Origin of the sequence: Pseudomonas sp. EA_65y_Pfl1_P113 (assembly GCF_963970525.1) — a bacterium.
Lineage (GTDB): Bacteria > Pseudomonadota > Gammaproteobacteria > Pseudomonadales > Pseudomonadaceae > Aquipseudomonas > Aquipseudomonas tritici.
Genome location: NZ_CAXAQM010000003.1, coordinates 252,042 through 275,687, shown reverse-complemented (window position 1 = coordinate 275,687; position 23,646 = coordinate 252,042). Strand labels below are relative to the sequence as shown.

Sequence of the window (23,646 nt, the reverse complement as noted above, 5' to 3'; positions counted from 1 at the left end):
CAGCACTCTAATAACAAGGACACCCCCATGCGCGCACTCGCCGTCTTGAGCCGCTTCGTTGGCAATACCTTCGCCTACTGGGTGTTGATTTTCGCCGTCGTCGCCGTCCTCGAACCCGGCTGGTTCATCGGACTGAAAAGCGCCATCGTCCCGTTGCTGGGTCTGGTGATGTTCGGCATGGGATTGACCCTCAAGATTGATGACTTCGCCGAAGTCGCCCGCCATCCGTGGCGCGTGGCATTGGGCGTGGTCGCACACTTCGTCATCATGCCGGGCGTGGCTTGGTTGCTGTGCCAGGCCTTCCACCTGCCGCCGGAAATTGCCGTTGGCGTGATCCTGGTCGGCTGCTGCCCAAGCGGCACCTCCTCCAACGTGATGACCTGGCTGGCCCGCGGCGACCTGGCGCTGTCGGTCGCCATCGCCGCCGTCACCACCCTTCTCGCCCCGCTGTTTACGCCGGCGTTGATCTGGCTGCTGGCGTCGGCCTGGCTGCCGGTGTCGTTCATGGAGTTGTTCTGGTCGATCCTGCAAGTGGTGCTGCTGCCGATCGTGCTCGGCCTACTGGCGCAGCGCGTGCTCGGTGATCGGGTACGCCACGCGGTGGATGTGTTGCCACTGGTGTCGGTGGTGAGCATCGTGATCATCGTCGCGGCGGTGGTTGCCGCCAGCCAGGCGAAGATCGCCGAGTCGGGCCTGTTGATCATGGTTGTGGTGATGCTGCACAACAGCTTCGGTTACTTGCTGGGCTACTTCACTGGCCGCGTGTTCAAGTTGCCATTGGCGCAGCGCAAGTCGCTGGCGCTGGAAGTGGGCATGCAGAACTCCGGGCTGGGTGCCGCATTGGCCAGCGCGCATTTCTCGCCCTTGGCGGCGGTGCCGAGTGCGTTGTTCAGCGTCTGGCACAATATTTCCGGGGCGTTGCTCTCGACTTACTTGCGCCGCATGAGCGAGAAGGAAGACCGTCGCGCCTTGGAGAACACGCCGCAAACTTGATCAGTCGATCACTTTTGGGCACTCTTACGAGCTTCGCGGGGACGACCCCGTGACGCTTTCAAGCGCCTAATCCGGGGACGACCCCACCTAGCGTTAGGAGGTCATCATGTCCTGGATCATTCTGTTTTTTGCGGGCCTGTTTGAAGTTGGCTGGGCCGTCGGCCTGAAATACACCGACGGTTTCAGCAAGCCGCTGCCCACTGCCCTAACGATTGCCGCCATGGCCGTAAGCCTTGGCCTGCTGGGGCTGGCGATGAAGGAACTGCCCCTGGGCACCGCCTACGCGATCTGGACCGGAGTCGGTGCCGTGGGCACCGTGATCGCCGGGATTATCCTGTTTGGGGAATCCATGGCGCTGTTCCGCTTGGCCAGTGTCGCGCTGATCATTTGCGGGCTTATTGGCCTGAAGATCAGTACTTAAGCCACTACCGCAATCGCGGCGATGCGGCGACCCGACAAGTCCGCTCCCACATTTGGATTTGTAGATACGCTCAGATGTGGGGGCTTGCCTGCGATGAGGGCCTTGAAGCCAGAAAAAACTACCTGACACTCCCCCGCAACACCCCCACCCTTTCCTGCAACTGCGCAGGCGTCGCGGCCTCTACCGTCACCGGCTCACCCGCCACCAACACCACCCGCGACCAGACCCGATGAAACAACCCTTTGTTCGGATCGCGGCTGAAAAAACTCCCCCACAACCCCTGCAACGCCATCGGAATCACCGGCACCTGCGTCTCCTCCAGAATGCGCGTCACGCCACCGCGAAACTCGTTCATCTCGCCATCGGCGGTCAACTTGCCCTCCGGGAAAATGCACACCAACTCCCCGTCCTTCAGATACTGCGCAATCCGCGTGAAGGCCTTTTCATAGATTTGGATGTCTTCGTGACGCCCGGCAATCGGAATCGCCCCGGCCGTGCGGAAGATAAAGTTCAGCACCGGCAAGCGGTAGATCTTGTAGTACATGACAAAGCGAATCGGCCGACGCACCGCGCCGCCGATCAGCAGCGCATCGACAAATGAAACGTGGTTGCACACCAGCAGCGCCGCGCCTTCGTCCGGGATCGCTTCCAGGTTGCGATGCTCCACGCGGTACATGGAATGGCTGAGCAGCCAGATCATGAAACGCATGGTGAACTCGGGGACGATCTTGAAGATGTAGGTGTTAACCGCGATGTTGAGCAGCGACACCACCAGGAACAATTCGGGAATCGACAGCTTGGCCACGCTCAGCAGCAGGATCGACACAATCGCCGAGACCACCATGAACAGTGCGTTAAGAATGTTGTTGGCAGCGATGACCCGCGCACGCTCGTTCTCGGCGGTGCGCGACTGGATCAACGCGTACAGCGGCACGATATAGAAGCCGCCGAACACGCCCAGGCCGAGGATATCGAACAACACCCACCAGGCTTGGCCGTAACTGAGCACCGCGAGCCAATCGTTGGCCTGCACGTTCTGCGGGAAGCCGCCGGAATGCCACCACAGCAACAGGCCGAACACGGTCAGGCCGAATGAGCCGAACGGCACCAGGCCGATTTCCACCTTACGCCCGGAGAGTTTTTCGCAAAGCATCGAGCCGAGGGCGATCCCCACAGAGAACACCGTGAGGATCAACGTGACCACGGTTTCGTCGCCGTACAGCCATTCCTTGGCGTACGCCGGGATCTGCGTCAGGTAAATCGCGCCAACAAACCAGAACCACGAGTTACCCACGATTGAGCGCGAAACGGCCGGCGTCTGCCCCAGTCCCAGGCGCAAGGTGGCCCAGGATTCACTGAAAATGTTCCAGTTCAGGCGCAACGCTGGGGTCGACGCCGCCGCCCGCGGAATACTGCGGCTGGCCAGGTAACCCAATACCGCCACACCGACGATCGCCACGGCTACCACCGGTGCGTAATGGGTGGACGACATCATTATTCCAGCGCCGATGGTACCGGCCAGGATCGCCAGGAACGTGCCCATTTCCACCAGGCCGTTGCCACCTACCAGCTCATCGTCGTGCAGGGCCTGGGGCATGATCGAGTATTTCACCGGACCGAACAGCGCCGAGTGGGTGCCCATGGCAAACAGCGCCAGCAGCATCAATTCCAGGTGGTTGGTCAGGAAGCCCGTCGCGCCCACGGCCATGATCACAATCTCGCCGATCTTGATCGCGCGGATCAATGCGTCCTTGTTGAACTTCTCGCCAAACTGCCCGGCCAGCGCCGAAAACAGGAAGAACGGCAGGATGAACAGCAAGGCACAGAGGTTGACCCAAATGGACCGGTCACCGTCGATGGTGAGCTTGTAGAGAATGGCCAGGATCAGCGATTGCTTGAAGATATTGTCGTTGAACGCACCCAGCAACTGGGTGATGAAAAACGGCAGGAAACGCCGTGTGCGCAGCAAGGTGAATTGCGAGGGGTGGCTCATCGTCCGTGTTCCTGCGTGGCCTGTTATCGATTCAGGCCACGACTTTACCTAATCCGGCTTACTTATTCGCTAGTCCTGCAATGCATGGCGAAACAAAAAGCTCACCTTTATAGGCGCCCTGCACCGTGCGTTTAGCGACGATCAGCCACATCAGCGTCAACGCCACCACCAACAGACAGCCGAATACACTAAAGAACCCCAGGTGCAGCAGGCTCGCCAACTTCAGTGTGGACAAGGCGTAAACCCCCAAGGGAAAAGTGAAGCCCCACCAACCCAGGTTGAACGGGATACCGGCGCGCAGGTAGCGCAGGGTAATCAGTACGGCGATCAGCATCCACCAAAGGCCAAAGCCCCACAGTGTAATGCCTGCCACCAGCCCGAGGCCGTTAGCCATTTCACCGACACCCGGCAAGCCATTGGCCGCGAAGATCGCCGGCGCATCTCCCCCCAGCAACAACATGCCCAAGGCACCGGTGCCGATGGGGCCTAGCGCCAGCCAGCTCGACGCGGCCATATTGGCGTGGGGCAATTTATGCAGGGCCATGCGCAGCATCAGGATGGTCAGGATGCTGAACGCCACCGGCAGGGAAAACGCCCACAGCACGTAGCTGGTCACCAGCATCACCAGTTGCGAATGGGCGTCCGCCAGGTGCGGGGCCAGCAGGCCACCGCTGGCGGCGGCGACTTCGGCGGCAACCACGGGCAGCAGCCAAACGGCAGTCATCTGGTCGATGCTGTGTTCCTGGCGGGTGAACATCATGAACGGGATAAGCACGCCGCAGGCCAAGGCCATCGCGACATCCAGCCACCACAGCGCTTCAGCCAGCGGGATCACGTCGCTGCCCCAACGCGGCAGGCCGAACAGCAGCAAGCCATTGAGAATGGTCGCGAGCCCCATGGGGATAGTGCCGAAGAACATCGACACCGTGGAGTGCCCGAAAATCCGCCGCGCCTCGTGGAAAAACATCACCCAGCGGGCTGCGTACAACACGCTGAACAACACGAACAGGCCGACGGTGAACAACCACAGCGCTTCGGCGATGGCGTACAAACCTGGCAGGTTGACCGGCAACTGCGCCAGCGCCAGCGCCAGCACGCCCGTGCCCATGGTCGCGGCAAACCAGTTGGGGGTGAACTGGCGAATCACTTCCCGAGGACGGGTCAGGTAACTGAAGGGTTTATAACTGATGGTATTCGAGCAGGTCATGATGGCAATCCTCTTCCTCACATGAGGTTGAGACCATGATAGAACCTGATCGAATATCTATATAACGGGTAATATCTCTATCTGTTATCTACTTTGTAGATATGGCCTAAACGCTGCCTTCGCACTCGATCACCAGAATACGCGCCGGGCCTTGGGGATGGGCCACATGCTCGGTGCCGACACTGGCATAGAAGATATCCCCTACGCCCAACTCCGCCACCTGTTCGAAGCCGTTGTCGCGGTAGTGCATCTGCACGCGGCCATCCAGCACCACGAACACTTCCTCGCCGTCATTGATGTGCCAGCGATACGGCTGGTCAGTCCAGTGCAGGCGCGTGGTGATGCCGTTCATATTGGCGATATCCAGCGCCTCCCAGGCGCGACTGCCGGTGAAGTCCTTGCTGCGGATGATCTTCATGCTTGAATCTCGGTCGGGCGATACGAGAGGCGATTATTACCTATCAGCCGCGTGTCGTCGCCTTGGCGCGCGCCGAATCCTGCAACAGCAGCCCGACCAGTGCGCCGAGGGACAGCAGGATGAGTACCGCGCCGTAACCATCGGTGGTGACGATCAAACCAAAGCTGCGAATCAGGTTGCCCGCCAGCAAAGACGGCAGGCAGAACGCCAGGTAACTCAGCACATAAAACGCCGACATTAAACCCGCACGCTCATGGGACAAGGCCAGCGGCACCACACTGCGCAGGGCACCGAGGAAGCCTGCGCCAAACCCACTGCCGGCGATCAGGGTGGCGATAAAAAACAAAGGCAGGCTGGCGCTGTGCACGGCCGTGAGGATCAGCGCCACACCGACTGCCAGCAAGCCGGCCCCAAGGCGTAGCACTTTGTCGGCCGGGCGATTGCGCAGCGTGAAGATCATCAATGCGCCGCTCAAAGTCAACACCGCCACCAGGCCGCCGCCGATCAGGTTGGAGGTCGAACCGGTGGCGGCCCGTACGAGTGACGGCGCCAGGGACAGGTAGAATCCGCCCATCGCCCACACCGCCACATCCACCGGCAGCGACAACCACAAGGCCCGGCGCGCTTGCGGCGGTACATGTAAGGTCGGACACAGCGAAGCCAGTGCGCCGGGGATACGGCTGACGGTTTCCGGCAGGCGCCATACGTACACGGCCTGCAACAGCATCAACACGAACAGCGTGCAGTAGATCAACTGGGTCGGCAGCGGCGCGAATTCCACCAGCAGACTGCTGCCCATCGCACCGCACGCCATGCCCAGCAGCGGCGCCACGCTGTTGACCAGTGGACCTTGCTGGCGATCCGTGTCGAGCAGTGCTGCGCCCAGCACGGCAGTGGCCATGCCCGTAGCAAAGCCCTGCAGCGTACGTGCGGCGATCAACCAGGCCACGCTGCCTTCATTGATAAACAGCAGCATCGCCAGCATGTTAAGGATCAATGCAGCGAAGATCACCGGCTTGCGTCCCAGGTGATCCGATAGTGAGCCGACGGTCAGCAGCGCCGCCAGGAGACTCAGCGCATAGACACCAAAGATCAGCGTGAGCATGCCTGCGGAAAAATGCAGGCCTTCCTGATACAGGTGGTACAACGGCGTCGGCGCACTGGAGGCGGCAAGAAACGTCAGCAAGGTGATCGCAAGGAACACCAGGCTGGAACGCTGAGAAATAAAGTTGGGCATGCGCACACTCCGCTAAAGCTAATACTTTGCTTTTGCGGAGTGTGCTACCAGGCTGGGCTTAAAGCAAATTCTTTGTGTTAAGGTTTTACACATGGCGATAAAAGAAGGCCTCCGCCCGGGGGGCCGCAGTGCCCGGGTACAAGAATCCGTCCATTCAGCCGTGCGTGAACTGCTCGAAGCCCATGAGCGCTCCAGCGTCACCGTGCCGATGATCGCTGCGCGCGCGGGGGTGACGCCGTCGACCATCTACCGGCGTTGGGGCGACCTTTCTGTGTTGCTGGCGGATGTGGCGTTAGCACGGATGCGCCCGGACAGCGAGCCGGCGAACACCGGCAGCCTGCGCGGCGATTTGCAGGCCTGGGCCGAGCAGTATCTGGATGAGATGAGTTCAGAGCCTGGGCGGAACATGATGCGTGATGTGCAGTGCATGATTACGCCAGGCTACTGCGTGAGCATCCTGAGCGGGCAGTTTCAGGCGATTGTCGATCGCTATCCGGACAGCAGCCCGCCGAGCGTGGATCACCTAATCAACCTGCTGGCGGCGCCAACGGTGTTTCGTATTCTATTCTCGACCTCGCCGCTGACGGTTGAACAGCTGCATAGCCTGATCGAACTGGCACTGAAGGTCTGAAGCCCTTGCACAAAACCAAATGTGGGAGCGGGCCCGCCCCCACATTTTAGACCGCGTTTAGGTCCGCGCTTACGTACGCATCCCGCGCCCGCTCACCAGCAGCTTCGCGCAGCCCATATACAGCACCACGGTCGCCACCAACATGAACGTAATCGCCACGCTGATCTTGATATCCGACACACCCAAAATACCGTAGCGGAAGGCGTTGACCATGTGCAGCACCGGGTTGGCCAGCGATACGGTCTGCCAGAAAGGCGGCAGCAAGCTGATCGAGTAGAACACGCCACCGAGGTAGGTCAGCGGCGTCAGCACGAAGGTCGGAATGATCGAAATATCATCGAAGTTGCGTGCAAACACGGCGTTGATGAAACCCAGCAGCGAGAAGATCGTCGCCGTCAGGACCACCACCAGAATGGTGACCCCGAGGTGATGCACTTGCAGGTGGGTGAAGAACAGCGACAACAAGGTCACGATCACGCCGACCATCAGGCCACGCAGCACACCACCGGCGGTGTAGCCGATCAGGATGGTGTGTGGCGACACCGGCGACACCATCAATTCTTCAATCGAGCGCTGGAACTTGCTGCCGAAGAAACTGGAGACCACGTTGCCGTAGGAGTTGGTGATCACCGACATCATGATCAGGCCCGGCACGATGTATTCCATATAGGTGAAACCACCCATGTCACCGATCTGCCGGCCGATCAGATTACCGAAGATCACGAAGTACAGGACCATGGTGATCGCCGGCGGCAGCAAGGTCTGCGGCCAGATCCGGGTAAAGCGCTTCACTTCGCGATAGACGATGGTTTGCAGCGCGACGAGGTTGGGTTGCAGTTCGGAACTCATACCGCCACCTTCGCCAGATTTTTCTCCACCAGGGACACGAACAACTCCTCAAGGCGATTGGTTTTATTACGCAGGCTCAGCACTTCGATGTTCTGGGTCGCCAACTGCGTAAACAGCGCGGTGATGCCCATGGCTTTGTCCACCTGCACTTCCAGGGTGTGGCTGTCCAGCAGACGACTTGGGTAGCCCATCAGTTGCGGCGCCACCGACAGGTTATTTTTCAGGTCGAGCAAAAAGGTTTCCACGTGCAACTGGCCCAGCAGGTTACGCATGCTGGTGTTTTCGACGATGGTGCCATGGTCGATGATGCCGATGTTGCGGCACAGCTGCTCAGCCTCCTCCAGGTAGTGGGTGGTGAGGATGATAGTGATGCCTTTCTCGTTCAGCTCGGTGAGGAATGTCCACATCGAACGACGCAGCTCGATATCCACGCCAGCAGTGGGCTCATCAAGGATGAGAAGGCGCGGCTCATGCACCAGCGCGCGGGCGATCATCAGGCGGCGTTTCATGCCACCAGACAGCGAACGCGAGGGCACATCGCGCTTGTCCCACAGGCCCAGCTGGGTCAGGTATTGCTCGGCGCGCTCCTTGGCGATTTTCGCCGGGATGCCGTAGTAGCCCGCCTGGGTCACGACGATATCGAAGGTCTTTTCAAACTGGTTGAAGTTGAATTCCTGGGGCACCACGCCGATGGAACGCTTGAGCGCCGCCGGGGATTTGTCCAGGTCATGGCCGAAGATATTCACCGAGCCGCTGGTCTTGTTAACCAGGGTCGAGAGGATGCCGATGGTGGTGGATTTGCCGGCGCCGTTGGGGCCGAGCAAGGCGAAGAAGTCACCTTCGGCAACGTCCAGATCGATACCACTCAGGGCCTGGAAACCGTTGCCGTAGGTTTTGGTTAGCTGCCGGATGGACAGAGCGGAACTCATATCGGGATACGCACCAAAAGAAGGGAATAGAAAGAGTAGATGAGGGCGCAGCGCAGGTAGTTCAACCTGCGATGCATGGCAGGCATGGTGCTTGCACGCGCGGCACAAGTACAGTCACCTGTATTAATAGTCAGTATTAAGTCAACACGGTCATGACCGCTTTGCGGTAGGCCGGCCGTTGTTGCAGGCGCTGATACCAGGCCTCTAGATGGGGCATTTCAGGCCGTTCAATGGGCATTTCAAACCAGGCATAGATGAAGCTGCCCAAGGGGATATCGCCCATGCCGATCTCATTGCCCGACAGATACGGCTGCGCGGCGAGCGCCTCGTCAACGGTCTTGAGCACATCGATACAGGTTTGGCGCCCGGCGTGGATGCTGTCCCAGTTCTGTTTTTCGGCCGGGGTGCGCAGCACGCCCCAGAACACGATCTTGAAGGGTTCGGCGAAAGTGGAAGTGGTCCAGTCCATCCACTTCTCCGCGTTGGCGCGGGCTTTCAAGTCACTCGGGTACCAGTTGGACGCCTGTTTGGCGCAGAGGTAACGCACGATGGTGTTGGATTCCCACAGCACAAAGTCGCCGTCTTCGATCATCGGCACCCGACCGTTGGGGTTCAACGCTCGGTATTGCGGTGTGTCGACTACACCAAAAGCCCCGCCCGCATCAATTGCCTCATAGTCCAGGCCGAGCTCCTCGGCGCACCACAGCGCTTTCCTGACGTTTGATGAATTTTTACGACCCCAGATTTTCAGCATGACCGCGCCTTCATTGTTGATGAACATGGCTGGATGAACGCAGCAGCATACGCCGGTTCAGGCGCGGCTCAAATCGCTGTGCATATCGCCAAGCAGGGGCGGCATATCCTCGGCAAACAGATGCGGGTAACACTGCTGGATATGGGCGAAGAAAAACGCCTCGGGTACGTCAGGGAATTGCCCATGGTCGACCACGTACTCCATCGAACGCTGGCCCTGGCGGTTGAAAGCGTGGAAAACGCTGTCGTTGATCCCGTCGAAATCCAGCGGCGGCACGTCGAACACATCGCACAGTTGCCTGTTGAACGCGGGCGTGGCTTTGACCCAGCGATCATTTAGGTAAAGCTCGGTATAACCGTGCATGGCAAACACGTCACTTTTGAGCAAGGCGAGCAGGCGCGGGGTCGACAAGTGATTGCGCACGTCCGCCAGGCCGATGCGCGCCGGGATGCCGCAGTGGCGGGCACAGGCCGCGAGCAACGTGGCCTTGGGCACGCAGTAGCTTTCGCCGGTGGACAGGGCAAAGCTGGCATTTAATGTGTCTGGATCGCGACTGAAGGTGTAGGGGTTGTAGCGAATCGCCTCACGCACGGCGTAGTAAAGGCTGACTGCCTGGTCACTTAAATTCGCACGAGTTCCGCGATGTTTTTCGGCGAACTCCACCACCGCAGGGTGGTCACTATCGATGAAGCGGCTGGAACTCAGGTACGTATCCATGAGTGTTATCTCCGAAGGAAGCCTAGAGTCTAACCACAGGCCTGCCGTGGAGTTAACGACGAATCGGCCAAATCTCGTTACACCCTGATCACCCCGCTTGCTCGGATGCCGACTAAGCTCCCTGGTGGTTTCGCCCCTGGTTTCACGGAGGATTGAATATGCTGTTGTTGTGGATACTGGTGCTGGTGGTCGGCATTGCCTACCTCGCACACCGCCGCGTCGCCCCCCTGCCCGCCCTTGGCGTCGTCGCCGTGTACTTGCTGGCGATGGGCGCCTGGAGCCACGCACCGGGCTGGCTGTTGCTGATCTTCTGGGTGTTGATCGCGGTTGTGGCCGCGCCGCTGTTGCTACCCGATCTGCGCCGCCAATACTTCACCAAGCCGCTATTCAGCTGGTTCCAGAAAGTCCTGCCGCCGATGTCCGAAACCGAGCGCGACGCCATCGAAGCCGGCACGGTGTGGTGGGACGGCGAGCTGTTCAGTGGTCGCCCTGACTGGGACAAGTTGCTGGCCTATCCCAAGGTCCAACTGACCGAAGAAGAACAGGCCTTTATCGACGGCCCGACCGAAGAACTCTGCGCCATGGTCAGCGATTGGGAAATCGGCCAGGCCATGGACTTGCCGCCGGCTGCCTGGGAACACATCAAGACCCACGGCTTTTTCGCGCTGATCATTCCCAAGGAATATGGCGGCAAGGGCTTCTCGGCTTATGCCCACTCCCAAGTCGCGATGAAACTCGCCACCCGCAGCGGCGACCTTGCGTCCACCGTGATGGTGCCCAACTCCCTCGGCCCGGCCGAACTGCTGCTGCACTACGGCACCGACGAACAACGTAACCATTACCTGCCGCGCCTGGCCCGTGGCGATGACATCCCTTGCTTTGCGTTGACCGGCCCGCTGGCGGGTTCCGACGCTGGCGCCATGCCCGACACCGGCGTGATCTGCAAGGGTGAATGGGAAGGCAAGGAAACCCTCGGCCTGCGCTTGAACTGGGAAAAACGCTACATCACCCTCGGCCCGGTCGCGACCCTGCTGGGCCTGGCCTTCAAGGCCCATGACCCAGACCACCTGCTGGGTGAAGAAGAAGACCTGGGCATCAGCCTGGCGCTGATCCCGACCGACACCCCCGGCGTGGAAATCGGCCGCCGCCACCTCCCCCTCGGCGCCGCCTTCATGAACGGCCCCAACTCCGGCAAGGATGTGTTCATTCCCCTGGAGTACCTCATCGGCGGCCAGGAAATGCTCGGCAAGGGCTGGATGATGCTGATGAACTGCCTGTCGGTGGGCCGTTCGATTTCACTGCCCGCCGTCGGGACCGGCGCCGCCAAGTTCACCAGCCTGGTGACCGGCCAATATGCGCAGGTGCGCGAACAGTTCAACGTGCCATTGTCGGCCTTCGAAGGCATCCAGGAAGCCCTGGCCCGCATCGGTGGCAACGCCTGGCTGATGGACAGCGCGCGCATGCTGACCGCTAATGCCGTGGACCTGGGGGAGAAACCTTCGGTACTGTCGGCGATCCTCAAGTACCACCTCACCGAACGTGGCCGCGAGTGCATCAGCCACGCCATGGACGTGCACGGTGGCAAGGGCATCATCATGGGCCCGAACAACTACCTGGGCCGCAGCTGGCAAGGTGCGCCGATCTTCATCACCGTGGAAGGCGCGAATATCCTCTCGCGCAACCTGATGATCTTCGGCCAGGGCGCCATCCGTTGCCATCCGTTCGTGCTCAAGGAAATGGCCCTGGCCGGTCGCGAAGACCATGACCAGGCGCTGAAGGAATTCGACAGCCTGCTGATGCAACATATCGGTTTCGCCGTGAGCAACGCCGCCAGCACCCTGGTGCTGAACCTCGGCGTAGGTCATTTCGAGAAAGCGCCGGGCAACCGTTTGAGCCAGGGGTATTTCCGCGCATTGAACCGTCAGGCTGCCGCGTTCGCGCTGCTGGCCGACCTGAGCATGATGCTTCTGGGGGGCGAGCTGAAGCGCCGCGAACGCCTGTCGGCACGCCTGGGTGATGTACTGAGCCATATGTACCTGGCCTCGGCCGCACTCAAACGTTATCACGACCTCGATTCACCGGATCATCTGCAACCACTGTTCACCTGGGCCATGGAAGAGAGCCTCGGCGAGTCGGAGCGGGCATTGGATGAACTGCTGAGCAACTTCCCGAACAGGGTCCTGGGCTGCCTGCTGCGGGTGATCGTGTTCCCGTTTGGCCGTCGCCATACCGGTCCGTCCGATGCACTGGATGCCGAAGTGGCCGCGGTAATCGGCCGTGCCAAAGGCGACCCAACCCTGGAAGAACTGCTCGCTGGCTGCTACCGCCCGCAATCTGCGGAAGACCCAGTGGGCGCCCTGCAGCATGCCTACGACCTGCTCGGCGCGAGCCATCCACTGCAGAAAAAACTGCACACTGCGTTAAAAAGCGGCCAGGTCAAACCGGCTGCCGGGGAACATGCCATCGACGCCGCGCTGCACGCCGGGGTATTGCAACCGGCCGAGGCGCAATCTTTGCGTGATGCCGAAGCGGCACGGCGCAAGGTCATCGACGTGGATGATTTCAGCAAGGAAGAGCTGACCCAAGCCGAAGGTAAAGTCCGCTGACCTCAGCGGTCATATAAATGCGGGCGTGAGAGCTATATACTCTCGCGCCCGTTTTTGCTTTAGAGGACTTATCTCGTGTCCAACATCGTTGCCGATCATCTCGTCTTGCTCGACCACTTGCGCAGCATCCTGGTTGCCGTCGGCGAAGCCGAGCAGGTGCCCGAGGAAAGCCATACGCTTTTTCTGGAGCGTTTTGACGAATTGCGCGCCCAGCTGCCGATTGATCCGATCGAAAGCCAGTACCTGGGCCAGGACCTGATGAGCCAAGTCATCCTGCGCTACCCACAAATTGCCCACTTGGTGCCGCGCGACCTGCTGTGGTTCTTTGGCGGTGACTGCCTGCACTTTATGCCAGACGAAGAACTGGACCTGTACCAGGCCCTGGAAGAACGTCGCTTCGAAGCCGAACAAAACGACGAGCCGTTCGACTGGAACCGGGAAAAACAGCTGCTGGCCATGCCGCAAGACCAGAGCAAGCACTGATTCCTGTGGGAGCTGGCTTGCCTGCGATGCAGGCAACTCGGTCTGCAGTTGAGCCGAGGTGATGCCATCGCAGGCTAGCCAGCTACCACATCTACCGACGACGCAGTGTCGGCTCCTTTGCCATACACTCCACCAGATAATCGATAAACACCCGCAACTTCGGCGGCAGATACCGCGTGGGTGAATGCAGCAACCACGCCTCGCCATGATAGGACGCAATAAAGTCCCACCCCGCCAACACCTGCACCAACCGCCCCTCTTCCAAGGCATGGCGCGCCGTGAAATACGGCAAGCTGCCAATCCCTACATGCTGCAACACCGCATCCAAGCGCACACCGGTATGGTTCGCCGCATAACGCCCGCGCACGGGAACCGTCACTGCCTTGCCGGCCTGGCGGAATCTCCAGCGAGAATCCCCCGGCGTTTCCCCCAGATAGATGCAACTGTGCTCCAGCAAATCATGAGGATGGCCCGGCGTACCGTGATCGTCCAGGTACTGCGGTGTCGCGCACAACAAATGCTCGATAGGCAGTAACTGCCGGCCCACCAACCCCGGCGGTGGGCTGTCGGTGATGCGAATACTCAAGTCGATATTGTCATCAATCAGGTCCACCGGCCGGTCCTCGAGGATCAACTGCACATCTACCTTGGGATAACGCCGCAGGAACTCCGGCATGTGCGGGTGCACCACAAACCGCCCCACCGCCTTGGGCACGCTGACCCGCACCAGCCCTTCGGCTTCATGGGTGAACTGGCCGCTGATCTCCATCACCGAACGCGCCGCGCTGACCATTTCCTGGCAGCGCCTGAACACCTCTTCGCCACCCTCGCTCAAGCGCAATTTGCGTGTGGTACGTTGCAGCAACCGAGTCGCCAGGGCTCTCTCCAGGCGCGAGATGCTGCGGCTCACCGAGGAGGGTGAAGCGCCCATCTGCCGGGCGGCTTCGGAGAAGCTGCCGGCCTCCACCACATTGACGAAAATCGCCATTTCGCCCAACAGCGGCAAAGGTAGATTGATGCTCATGGTGCACAGGTCCATTGACGATTCGGCGGATTATCACCCATTTGCGCACTATTTATACTGTCGGTAGAACCCTGATACGGATGTAGATAATGACCGAGCGCCTGTTTTTCACCCACGACCACCTGACTGCCGAGCTTGAAGTACTGGGTTGCACCCCGCACGAGGACCAGTTTGCAGTCATCCTGCACTCGACCATTTTTCACCCCCAGGGCGGCGGACAACCCTTCGATACCGGCTGGCTCGGTGACAGCACTGTACTGCGCGTCACCCAGGAAGCCGATCGCGTAGTGCACTACGTCGACCGGCCACTGGAACCGGGCCCGATCACCGCGCGGGTCGATGAACAACGCCGCGCGCTGCACACCCGGCTGCATTCCGCCGGGCACTTGATCGGCAACGTGGGCGAGACCTTGGGTTGGATGCCGATCAAGGCCCATCACTGGCCAGGCGAAGGCAAGATCACCTTTATCCGTGGTGAAACTGCGCAGGTCATGGAGGCCGCGGCGATTCAACAGCAGGTCAACCAATGGATCGCTGCGGACTCCCCACGCCATATGAGCCTCAAAGACGGCACTCGCGAAGTCGGCTTCGGCGAATTACCCGCGTATGCCTGCGGCGGTACTCATGTGCAGACATTGAGCGAGTTGGGCCAGGTGACCATCCTGGCCGTGTCGGAGAAAAAGGGCGCGCTCTGCGTTCGCTACGAAATCGACTGAGAAGACGCCTATATTCCGCAAGTGCGCGTGCAACTGCAAATAGCCCAGGCACGCCGGTTAGCCGGTCAATTCGCGTCGTCGTTGACGACCATTGCCGGCAAGCCTGCTTCTACAGGTCCGTTCGACCCCCTCGCCCATGGAAAAAGGAGGTGGTAGTGTGTGGAAATATTTCTGACACTTCGATCAGAAATCTTCTACTGACTACCAGCAAAGGAATGCGTCCCTCCATGCACTTTCCACTCAAGCAACTGGCGGCTGCCACCCTGTTCGCGGCGAGCCTATCGGCCATCTCTGGCCCAGCTTTCGCCACTATCACCCCCGACCAAAGCACGGCGATTCTCAAGAGTTTCAGCGAAACCTCCGTCAGTGATTTTCGTGGTTTCCTCGGTACCCTGGCCAACGGCGACCTTGGCAAGACCAGCGATGTGGGCCCGGCGATCAGTGCCTTTCTCGACAACAAAACCCTGAGCGCCGACCAGCAGAACGAAATCAATCGGCTGCTGGGCATCTATACGCGGGTGAAGTATGGCAAGGCCGCCACCGAAACCCTGCGCGAGCTAGTGGAAATTCCGACCTTCAATGTGGACGGTCTACCGCAGTATAAAAATCCGGAATTCATCAAGATCGCCGGCAAGATCCAAGACCTCGCCAAGGCCTTCAACCTGAATTTCCGCAATATCGACAATCGTGTGTACGAAATTTCTCTGGAAGGCAGCGGCGATGAGGTGGTCGGCATCCACGCCCATGCCGATGTGGTACCGGTAACGCCGGAAAACTGGGTGCTGAAAGACGGCACCAAGCTAGATCCGTTCAAGGTCACGCTGATCGGCGACCGCATGTACGGCCGTGGCACCGAGGATGACAAAAACGCCATTGTGGTAGCCCTGTATGCCATGAAGGTCATCAAGGAAGAGAAGCTGGCGCTGGCGCGTAACTTCAAGCTGCTGGTGGACACCACCGAAGAAACCTCCGGCGACGCAATTCCGTATTACTTTGAAAAGAACCCGACGCCGCAATACAACCTCGCGCTGGATGGCGGCTACCCAGTGGTAATTGCCGAGAAAGGCTACGGCACGGTGATGGCAACCTTCCCGCGTCGCAAGCCTGAAGGCAAAGGCGCGGAAATCATCTCGATGACCGGCGGCATGGCGACTAACCAGATCCCGTCGGCTTCGGTTGCAACGTTTCTCAGCGACAAACCTGCCGAATTGGCCGCCAGCCTGCAAAAGGCCGGCACTGAATATGCCAAGCGTAACGGCGGTGATTTCGAGGTCGCCACCAAGGTCGACGGTAAAGACGTCAAGCTGACGGTCACTGGTGTTTCGGCTCACTCGTCCGAGCCGGAGTCCGGCATCAACCCGGTATCGCGCATGCTGGAACTGATCCACAGCATCGACGGCAAAATCGCACTCAAGCACAACCAGATTACCGATGCCGCACGTTATGCGTCTGACAACTGGGGCCTGGACTACCTCGGCGGCAAGCTGGGCGTGGGCTTCTCTGACGAATTCATGGGACCGCTGACCACCTCGCTGACCTTTGTTGGCCTGGATGACAAAGCCTTCAAACTGGCGGTGAACCTGCGTGTGCCGAAGGGCAAATCCCCGGAGAAACTCAAGGCACAAATCGCCGAAAAGTTGAGCGCCTGGGACAAGAAAACCAAGGTTAACGTGGACTTTACCTACTCGGTGGCCGAACCGATGTTCCGCAACCCGGAAGGTGAATGGGTGAAAGCACTCTTGGCAGTGGCCAGCGAAAACCTCGGCATGGAGCACAAGTTCGGCACCTCGGCCGGCGCAACGTCCGTGCACGAACTGCCGAACGGCGTGCAATTCGGCCTGGCGCGGCCGGAAGTAAAGTACACCGGGCACACCGACAACGAGTTCAAGACCGTCGACCAGTTCTTGCTGGACTTGCAGATTGTCACAGAAATGATGGGCCGTATCGGGCAGTTGCCGAAGCTCTGACCCTCCCCGGACCCGCCAGCCTGGCGGGTCCTTTTGGCGCCGACCTAGCCATTCGGTCAGTTACCACGCTGAATCCTCTTGCGTACCCTGCCCTCTGACTCTGTCGGAGGAATCGGGATGTCTCTGCTCAACGCTGTCGAACGTGCCTGTACACGCCTGGCTCCCTTTGGGTGGCGCGACCTGTTGCTGCTCCATGGCCTGGATATCACTTCGGGCACGCTGCGCGAAGAACTTGCCCAACCTCTGCAGATCAACCGCACATTGGCGGGTTTCGAAGACTTCTCTGTCAGCGCTATGCGTGGTATCGAACCGGGGCGACCGGCTGACAGCCTGCTGTTTCATGCATTCGCATCGCCCAACGTGAGCACCGATATCCGCGGTGAAGCACTGACCGAATTTCCGACAGCGGCTGAAATCGAGCAGATCCTCAATTACGTCTACGGCGCAGCGCCCCCCAGCTTGGCGTCATTCGGTGATCAGCAACTGGCGATCGCGGTGTTTGCCTACGAATACCGGACACAGCCTGAAACCGTGCATCGCCGCCAGGCCGACTTGTGTTTTTCCCGCACCGGCGTGGCCCGCGTGGGCACAGCCGCCGCGCTATATGACCCGCAACGGCGAGGGTTCTTGCCATTCGTTGAGGGCCAGCCCAGTCAAATGCGCGTTATACCGGCGCGCTACGGCGCCTTTATCGCGGCAAAACACATTGGCCAGCCAGAACAATTTGGCCCGATGAACGCCCAGCCCATCGACTCGGACCTTGAGTTCTGGGTGCCCCTGCACAAACTTTTCGATGGAGATGAATGCCTGGCGGGGATGGACCTGAGGGTGCAACTGGAAAGCCACCAGATCAACGAAAAGATCGGGCAGATCCACCGGCGCTTTCACGGTACCGGCTGGCAGGAACCTGACATTCTCAACCCGCCTTTCGTGATTACCCAAGGACTCTGCCATTGGGCGGATGTCGATACGTTCGCGCCGGGACTGCTGGTGCCCGACGCTAAAAAGACCCTGGTGGAGCTGGCTTATTATCAGGGCAGCCCGCTGTCGTTCATGATGCCGTCGGACTCGGGTGGCCTGATCCATGGACGGCATCGCGTGCGCGACGACGGCTCGGTCGAAGACCTCAATGAGTTGGAAAACGTCGATGCAATCGTCAAGGCCGGCGGCTATCGCGCCCTGCACTATCAAGACGCCATGGCGGACGGCTGGGTGCGGGCGAACTGCCCGCAGTTGATGCTGGAAAGCATTGCCGCCTATTCCATCATTGGTGCCCCGGACTTTTTCCCACTGTGCGGACAACGAGAACTCAAGGCGTGGTCCAGCGACCCCGAGGTGTTCCCCTGCCCGGCGCCACCTTGCCCGGAGGTGTGGCATACACGGGTCAATCCGCTGTGCGACGTGCGCTTCTATATCAATCAGTCCCTGACGGGTAATCACTTCTCCCCGGAAGATCGCGGCGTCACGGCGATTATCTCCCATCCCCAGCCCTCGACAACGCCCAACGCGAGCACGTCGGTGGCGGGTGCCCAGCGACAATCCTGGCTGCCGGATTTCGCCAACGGTGTGTTTGGACCCGGCTGGGAAGTCGGCCGCGGCTTGGTGGATGCGCCGTTTACCAATGTGCTTTGCGGCTATCAACTGGCCAGCCCATTTACCGAGGACGCACGTATCTGTGCCGCGCTGGGCTCCTACTGGCCAGGTGTCGCGCCGGACTCGACCCGCACGTTCGAACCGCGCAGTGTGTCGGCCACGGTCATCCCGCTGACAGACAGCGAAACAGGCCAGCGCGGCAGCCCGGGCTGGGATGGCCGCAGCGGACCGGCACTGATTGAAGTTGAAGGACGCTCGGTGGTCCAGTACGAGGCCTATGAGTACAGCGATTACACAAGAGCCGCACTGGCCGGCCAGTTGTCGCTGGCGATGACCGGGCAGACCAGCACCGAGCAGTACCATCAGCGTGTGCTGGGCATGCGGCGCGCGTACAAGGCAGTCGGCGCAGGATCAGACAAAGAACAGCGAAAACTCTGGCCCCTGCTGTCGTTTTATCGGGTAGAACTGCCGGATGACGCCTTCGAGGCGGCGCAACAGCAAGCCAATCATCGGCTGGAGGGCGATGTGCAGCACTACTGGCTGTACAAGCGCGGGGGGATCACCACACCGACGGACAACTTCAAGCTTCGCCATGTGCAGATCGAGCAACAGGTGCAACTGTATATGGGCCAGGACGCGCTGCTTGTCCGCCAGGACGGTGGGCCCTGGCGCAAAGTTGATGAACGACGTTGACGTGGTGGTCATGGGAGCGGGCCCGGCGGGATGTGCCGCGGCGATTCATTGCGCACAACGCGGTTTGCGGGTTGGCTTAGTAGAAAGAAGCCATTTCCCTCGACACCGACCCGGGGAGACTTTGCATCCAGGGGTTGAACCCTTGCTGCGGCAACTCGGCGGCAACGCACTACTGACCGATCCGGCATACCTGAGACACGCCGGGCACTGGGTGCATTGGGATGGCCCACCGCGCTTCCATGGGTTTGGCGGTGAGGCCTGGCGGGGTTTTCAGATCCCGCGCGCCCTGCTCGATCAGCAATTGCTCCAACAGGCCCGCACGCTGGGCGTGCAGGTTAGCCAACCGAAGTGCGTCAGCCAGGTGTTGCAACAGCACGGTCGGGTATCGGGCGTTCAGGTCGGGGCTACCCAATGGACCGCGCGCTACGTGTTGGACGCCACCGGTCGGCATGGCTGGCTGCAACGTCAATTGCAGATACCCTGCCTGCGCCTTTCACCTCGGCTGATTGCAAGGTATGGCTACTGCGAGGACCACCGCCTTCCGGATACAGCACTGGGACTGTTTGCCAACCGCCAGGGCTGGCACTGGCTTGCTCGAATCAGCAGCACCTGCGTGCATTGGACGCAGCTGTCGTTTTACGCTGCGGACACCTGCAGGGCGATCCCTAAAGCACTGGACCAACAAACAGCGACCGACGTGACGCGAGGCGCCGACGTGACGTGGCGGTGCGCTCAGCACACCACGGGGCCTGGCTACTTTTTAGTCGGCGATGCCGCCGCAACCCTCGACCCTTGTGCCTCCCATGGCGTAATCAAGGCATTGATCTCAGGCATGCAGGCTGCCTCGGCGATTGTTGATTGCCTGTCCTGGCCGGCGGGGGAATCGATTATTCAAGCGGCCTATCACGCCTGGGTACGGGAAGGCTTCAAACGTGATGTGACGGCGCTGCGCGGCTTTTATCAAGCCCACCCCCACCCACCGGCGTGGCTGCACACTCAGGAATAAAAATCGACACACACAAAAACGCCGATCATCTCTGATCGGCGTTTTCGTTGAATATGGAGCGGGAAACGAGACTCGAACTCGCGACCCCGACCTTGGCAAGGTCGTGCTCTACCAACTGAGCTATTCCCGCAAATGGCGTCCCCTAGGGGACTCGAACCCCTGTTACCGCCGTGAAAGGGCGGTGTCCTAGGCCACTAGACGAAGGGGACACGCTACTGAAATACATGGTGTGTATTTCAGTGCCCAGAGATTAGATCCGAAGATCATGCCCTGGTTTCACTCAGTGTCGCCCAAGAGCAACACTGCTTAAATTTGGAGCGGGAAACGAGACTCGAACTCGCGACCCCGACCTTGGCAAGGTCGTGCTCTACCAACTGAGCTATTCCCGCATATTGGCGTCCCCTAGGGGACTCGAACCCCTGTTACCGCCGTGAAAGGGCGGTGTCCTAGGCCACTAGACGAAGGGGACACACGTACAACATTCACTCCCTACCGCGTTTCGCTGTGCGCTTTACGCTGTAAGTGGCGCGCATTCTATGGATGGATTGAAAGGTCGTCAACCCCCAAGGATAAATTTATTTAAATCAATGACTTCGCCCTGCTTTACGGGCTTGTGCGAACGTTATGCCCGTTCGGGCTTTGGCGCCTATATTCTGGCGCCCGACAAGACGCTATAGTTCACTCCGGAAAATGATGGCAATGTGCATTCATGCAGGGAACGCCTATCTATATAGAAGCAAACTACCTGGGCAACTGGTCGATCAGTTCTATCCGCCGGAACGCCCAGTCACTACACTCCACTGTAAACCCTATAAAGAGGTCACACCGGTGACACCACTCATGATCACCCTGTTGGTAATAGCCGTTATCGCCATACTGATTGCCATTGGCTATATGAACCACGTGGTGGAAAACAACAAGCTGGAAAAGAAACGTACCGAAATCGAACTCAATGATCGGCTGCGCCGCTGCGGTGAAATCACCGAGACCTTTCCTGGCCAGTTGATGACCCCGGCGCTCAAACTGTTGCTGACCCGACTGGAGCTCAACGTTAACCAGCGGCTGTTGAACCTCAACAAGACCAGCGCACCGATCAAGGCCCGCATCGCCGAGCTGAATGCGCTGGTGGCCCAGGGTGAATCGATCCCGGTGAGCAACCCGCCCGCGCCGATCCAGACCGAAGCCAAGGCCAAGGACGTGCGTTTCCTGCTTGAAGCCCTCCACGGCCAGGTCACCCGCGCTGCTCAGGACGGCTTCCTGTCGTCCAACGAGGCCAAGCACTGGATCAAGGAAATCCGCCATATCCTGGTGTTGCTGCATATCGAGTTCTTCAACAACCTCGGCCAGCACGCTTTGCAGCAAAGCCAGCCGGGCCAGGCGCGCCTGGCATTCGAACGTGGCGTGCAGTACCTGCGCAAACAACCGGAGCCGGGGATCTACAGCGCACAGCTGCAACAACTGGAAGCCCAACTGGTCCGCGCCAACTCCACGGTACTGACCAACAGCAAGCCTGCCCAAGACGAGGTCAACGAATTGACCGAAGGCCTCAAAGTGGTCGACGCCGACGCGGAATGGAAGAAAAAAGCCATTTACGACTGATTGGCCCCTCTCCATGTGGCGAACTCTGTTCGCCACATGCCATCACTTTGCATCTATCCGCCGCCCCTCGACTAGCGTAAAAAAGTGCCCCTCACTCCGTGAAGTCAGAGGTCTGCTATGCCTGTCGCCGTCATTGATGGACAACCGCTGCACTACGTCGACCAGGGCTGCGGCCCCGTCGTCCTGCTGGGCTCAAGCTACCTGTGGGACCGCGACATGTGGTCGCCGCAGGTCGAAGCCCTGTCGCAACAGTACCGCGTGATCGTGCCCGAGCTGTGGGGCCATGGCGAGTCCGGCCCGCTGCCGGCGCAAACCCATTCCCTCGACGACCTCGCACGCCAGGCCCTGGCCCTGCTGGACCAGTTGGACATTTCACACATCAACCTGGTGGGTCTCTCGGTCGGTGGCATGTGGGGTGCGCGGCTGGCGTTGCTCGCCCCCGAGCGGGTCAACAGCCTGGTGCTGATGGACACCTACCTCGGCGCCGAGCCCGAGGCCACGCGCCAGTACTATTTCTCGCTGTTCAAGATGATCGAAGACGCCGGCGCCATCCCTGAACCTTTGCTGGATGTTATTACTCCGATCTTCTTCCGCCCAGGCATCGATCGCGAATCAGCGCTGTACCAGGATTTGTGCAAGCAATTGCAGGGTTACTCCAAAGAGCGCCTGCTGCGCAGCATCGTGCCCCTGGGCCGGTTGATCTTCAGTCGCGAGGATGTGCTGGCGCAGTTGCCACGCTTGGATGCCAACACTACCTTGGTAATGTGTGGCGAACAGGACAAACCGCGCCCTCCCGCCGAGTCCGAGGAGATGGCCGGTCTGATCGGCTGCAGCCTGATCCTGATTCCGCAGGCCGGCCATATCAGTGCGAGGGAACATCCGGACTTCGTCAACGAAGCGCTGCTGACCTTCCTGGCCAACCACGCCTGACCGCCCTCCCCAGTGATCGCAGCCAACACGCTGCGATCACAGGCGAAAATGCCCCACCATGCCCTTGAGCTCCGCCCCCAACTGCGCCAGTTGAATACTCGACGCAGCGTTGCCCTGCATGCTCAGCGCCGACTGATCCGCACTGGCACGGATACTGGTGACGCTGCGGTTGATCTCTTCGGCCACCGAGCTTTGTTCCTCGGCCGCAGCGGCAATCTGCTGGTTCATCTGCTGGATCAACGACACCGCCGCCGCGATGCTGCCCAGGGCGCTTTCGGTTTCCAGCGCATCGCTCACTGCCAGCTTCACCAGCTCGCCGCTTTGCTGGATCTGCTGCACGGACGACTGCGCCGCACTGCGCAAGGTACTGACCAACCGCTCGATTTCTTCCGTGGATTGCTGGGTGCGCAGGGCCAACGCGCGCACCTCATCGGCGACCACCGCAAAACCCCGCCCCTGTTCGCCCGCGCGGGCGGCTTCGATGGCGGCGTTAAGGGCCAGCAGGTTGGTCTGTTCAGCCACGCTTTTGATGACGCTCAACACGGTGCCGATATGCTGGATCTCTGCGCTCAGGCTCTCGATGCTGGTGCTGGCACTGGTGCTGGAGGTGGCCAGTAATTCGATGCGCTGCAGGCTTTGGCGCACCACCCGTTGGCCACTGTCGACTTTGTCATCCGCCGTCTGCGCGGCTTGCGCGGCCTCTTCGGCATTGCGCGCCACGTCGTGAACGGTGGCGGTCATCTGGTTCATCGCCGTGGCAACCTGTTCGGTTTCTTCTTTTTGGCTGCTGACTTCGATATTGGTCTGCTCGGTGACGCTGGACAATGAATGCGCCGAGCTGGCCAGTTGTTCGATACCGGCTTGCAGGCCGCTGACCATT

At 60.0% G+C, this 23,646-nt stretch carries 21 protein-coding genes and 4 tRNA genes; 11 read left to right on the top strand and 14 right to left on the bottom strand.

All coding sequences use genetic code 11. From position 1 onward, the window contains the following. The first annotated feature begins 27 nt into the window (after positions 1-27). Both AACY52_RS05195 and sugE read left to right on the top strand, forming a co-directional pair. Entirely contained in the window at positions 28-993 is a 966-nt protein-coding gene (locus AACY52_RS05195; protein ID WP_339560323.1) for a bile acid:sodium symporter family protein, read from the top strand. A 106-nt stretch (positions 994-1,099) separates the two neighbouring features. Beyond that, the gene (sugE, locus tag AACY52_RS05190; RefSeq protein ID WP_010211634.1) at positions 1,100-1,414 is read left to right on the top strand and encodes a quaternary ammonium compound efflux SMR transporter SugE; all 315 of its coding nucleotides are present in this window, start codon (positions 1,100-1,102) and stop codon (positions 1,412-1,414) included. Positions 1,415-1,532: 118 nt separating this feature from the next. Here the strand turns inward: sugE and AACY52_RS05185 are convergent, their stop codons facing one another. The 4 genes from AACY52_RS05185 to AACY52_RS05170 form a co-directional block, all read right to left on the bottom strand. After that, positions 1,533-3,407, bottom strand: a complete 1,875-nt coding sequence (locus tag AACY52_RS05185; protein WP_339414633.1) for an MFS transporter — start codon at positions 3,405-3,407, stop codon at positions 1,533-1,535. A 58-nt stretch (positions 3,408-3,465) separates the two neighbouring features. Then, positions 3,466-4,614: a TDT family transporter gene (locus AACY52_RS05180; protein WP_339414634.1), complete on the bottom strand. Its 1,149-nt coding sequence runs from the start codon at positions 4,612-4,614 to the stop codon at positions 3,466-3,468. Positions 4,615-4,720: 106 nt separating this feature from the next. Then, entirely contained in the window at positions 4,721-5,032 is a 312-nt protein-coding gene (locus tag AACY52_RS05175; RefSeq protein ID WP_028615765.1) for a cupin domain-containing protein, read from the bottom strand. Positions 5,033-5,075: 43 nt separating this feature from the next. Further along, positions 5,076-6,269, bottom strand: coding sequence for an MFS transporter (locus tag AACY52_RS05170; protein ID WP_339414636.1), 1,194 nt, complete (start codon positions 6,267-6,269; stop codon positions 5,076-5,078). A gap of 91 nt (positions 6,270-6,360) precedes the next feature. Here AACY52_RS05170 and AACY52_RS05165 point away from each other — a divergent pair, with 91 nt between their 5' ends. Continuing rightward, on the top strand, positions 6,361-6,900 hold the full coding sequence (locus AACY52_RS05165) for a TetR/AcrR family transcriptional regulator (RefSeq protein ID WP_339427801.1): 540 nt from the start codon (positions 6,361-6,363) through the stop codon (positions 6,898-6,900). 69 nt (positions 6,901-6,969) lie between these two features. Here the strand turns inward: AACY52_RS05165 and AACY52_RS05160 are convergent, their stop codons facing one another. The 4 genes from AACY52_RS05160 to AACY52_RS05145 form a co-directional block, all read right to left on the bottom strand. Further along, the gene (locus AACY52_RS05160; RefSeq protein WP_339414638.1) at positions 6,970-7,749 is read right to left on the bottom strand and encodes an ABC transporter permease; all 780 of its coding nucleotides are present in this window, start codon (positions 7,747-7,749) and stop codon (positions 6,970-6,972) included. After that, entirely contained in the window at positions 7,746-8,678 is a 933-nt protein-coding gene (locus AACY52_RS05155; RefSeq protein WP_049709188.1) for an ABC transporter ATP-binding protein, read from the bottom strand. The genes AACY52_RS05160 and AACY52_RS05155 overlap by 4 nt, the downstream gene beginning before the upstream one ends. A 136-nt stretch (positions 8,679-8,814) precedes the next feature. After that, on the bottom strand, positions 8,815-9,432 hold the full coding sequence (locus AACY52_RS05150; protein WP_339414639.1) for a glutathione S-transferase: 618 nt from the start codon (positions 9,430-9,432) through the stop codon (positions 8,815-8,817). A 57-nt stretch (positions 9,433-9,489) separates the two neighbouring features. Further along, positions 9,490-10,149 carry a transglutaminase family protein gene (locus tag AACY52_RS05145; protein WP_339414640.1) on the bottom strand — a complete coding sequence of 220 codons (660 nt, stop codon included), beginning with the start codon at positions 10,147-10,149 and terminating at the stop codon, positions 9,490-9,492. 158 nt (positions 10,150-10,307) lie between these two features. On the opposite strand from AACY52_RS05145, the gene AACY52_RS05140 reads away from it, so the two are divergent. Further along, positions 10,308-12,755, top strand: a complete 2,448-nt coding sequence (locus tag AACY52_RS05140) for an acyl-CoA dehydrogenase (protein ID WP_339414641.1) — start codon at positions 10,308-10,310, stop codon at positions 12,753-12,755. A 75-nt stretch (positions 12,756-12,830) separates the two neighbouring features. Further along, positions 12,831-13,238: a PA2817 family protein gene (locus tag AACY52_RS05135; RefSeq protein WP_339414642.1), complete on the top strand. Its 408-nt coding sequence runs from the start codon at positions 12,831-12,833 to the stop codon at positions 13,236-13,238. Between the two features lie 91 nt (positions 13,239-13,329). Here AACY52_RS05135 and AACY52_RS05130 read toward each other — a convergent pair whose 3' ends face one another. Beyond that, positions 13,330-14,262, bottom strand: coding sequence for a LysR family transcriptional regulator (locus tag AACY52_RS05130; protein WP_339494402.1), 933 nt, complete (start codon positions 14,260-14,262; stop codon positions 13,330-13,332). An 89-nt stretch (positions 14,263-14,351) separates the two neighbouring features. On the opposite strand from AACY52_RS05130, the gene AACY52_RS05125 reads away from it, so the two are divergent. The 4 genes from AACY52_RS05125 (at position 14,352) to AACY52_RS05110 (ending at position 20,237) form a co-directional block, all read left to right on the top strand. Continuing rightward, positions 14,352-14,978, top strand: a complete 627-nt coding sequence (locus tag AACY52_RS05125; RefSeq protein ID WP_339414644.1) for an alanyl-tRNA editing protein — start codon at positions 14,352-14,354, stop codon at positions 14,976-14,978. A 227-nt stretch (positions 14,979-15,205) separates the two neighbouring features. Then, positions 15,206-16,945 (top strand): dipeptidase, encoded by a 1,740-nt coding sequence (locus AACY52_RS05120; RefSeq protein WP_339414645.1) that lies wholly within the window; start codon positions 15,206-15,208, stop codon positions 16,943-16,945. Positions 16,946-17,062: 117 nt separating this feature from the next. Continuing rightward, on the top strand, positions 17,063-19,231 hold the full coding sequence (locus AACY52_RS05115; protein WP_339414646.1) for a hypothetical protein: 2,169 nt from the start codon (positions 17,063-17,065) through the stop codon (positions 19,229-19,231). After that, positions 19,218-20,237, top strand: coding sequence for an FAD-dependent oxidoreductase (locus AACY52_RS05110; RefSeq protein ID WP_339436685.1), 1,020 nt, complete (start codon positions 19,218-19,220; stop codon positions 20,235-20,237). Before AACY52_RS05115 ends, AACY52_RS05110 begins: the two co-directional genes overlap by 14 nt. Positions 20,238-20,291: 54 nt before the next feature. Here the strand turns inward: AACY52_RS05110 and AACY52_RS05105 are convergent. The 4 genes from AACY52_RS05105 to AACY52_RS05090 all read right to left on the bottom strand — a co-directional run bounded on the left by AACY52_RS05105 (position 20,292) and on the right by AACY52_RS05090 (position 20,706). Continuing rightward, positions 20,292-20,367, bottom strand: a tRNA-Gly gene (locus AACY52_RS05105). 3 nt (positions 20,368-20,370) lie between these two features. Next, positions 20,371-20,446 (bottom strand) — tRNA-Glu (locus AACY52_RS05100). Between the two features lie 104 nt (positions 20,447-20,550). Beyond that, positions 20,551-20,626: transfer RNA gene (locus AACY52_RS05095), tRNA-Gly, on the bottom strand. A 4-nt stretch (positions 20,627-20,630) separates the two neighbouring features. After that, positions 20,631-20,706, bottom strand: a tRNA-Glu gene (locus tag AACY52_RS05090). Between the two features lie 359 nt (positions 20,707-21,065). On the opposite strand from AACY52_RS05090, the gene AACY52_RS05085 reads away from it, so the two are divergent. Further along, a complete protein-coding gene (locus AACY52_RS05085; RefSeq protein WP_339414647.1) occupies positions 21,066-21,836 on the top strand; it encodes a hypothetical protein in 771 nt (256 codons plus the stop codon). Between the two features lie 117 nt (positions 21,837-21,953). Continuing rightward, positions 21,954-22,766 (top strand): alpha/beta hydrolase, encoded by an 813-nt coding sequence (locus AACY52_RS05080; protein ID WP_339560322.1) that lies wholly within the window; start codon positions 21,954-21,956, stop codon positions 22,764-22,766. Between the two features lie 36 nt (positions 22,767-22,802). Here AACY52_RS05080 and AACY52_RS32200 read toward each other — a convergent pair whose 3' ends face one another. Further along, positions 22,803-23,645, bottom strand: a complete 843-nt coding sequence (locus AACY52_RS32200) for a methyl-accepting chemotaxis protein (protein ID WP_370468012.1) — start codon at positions 23,643-23,645, stop codon at positions 22,803-22,805. Between the last annotated feature and the right edge of the window lies 1 nt (position 23,646).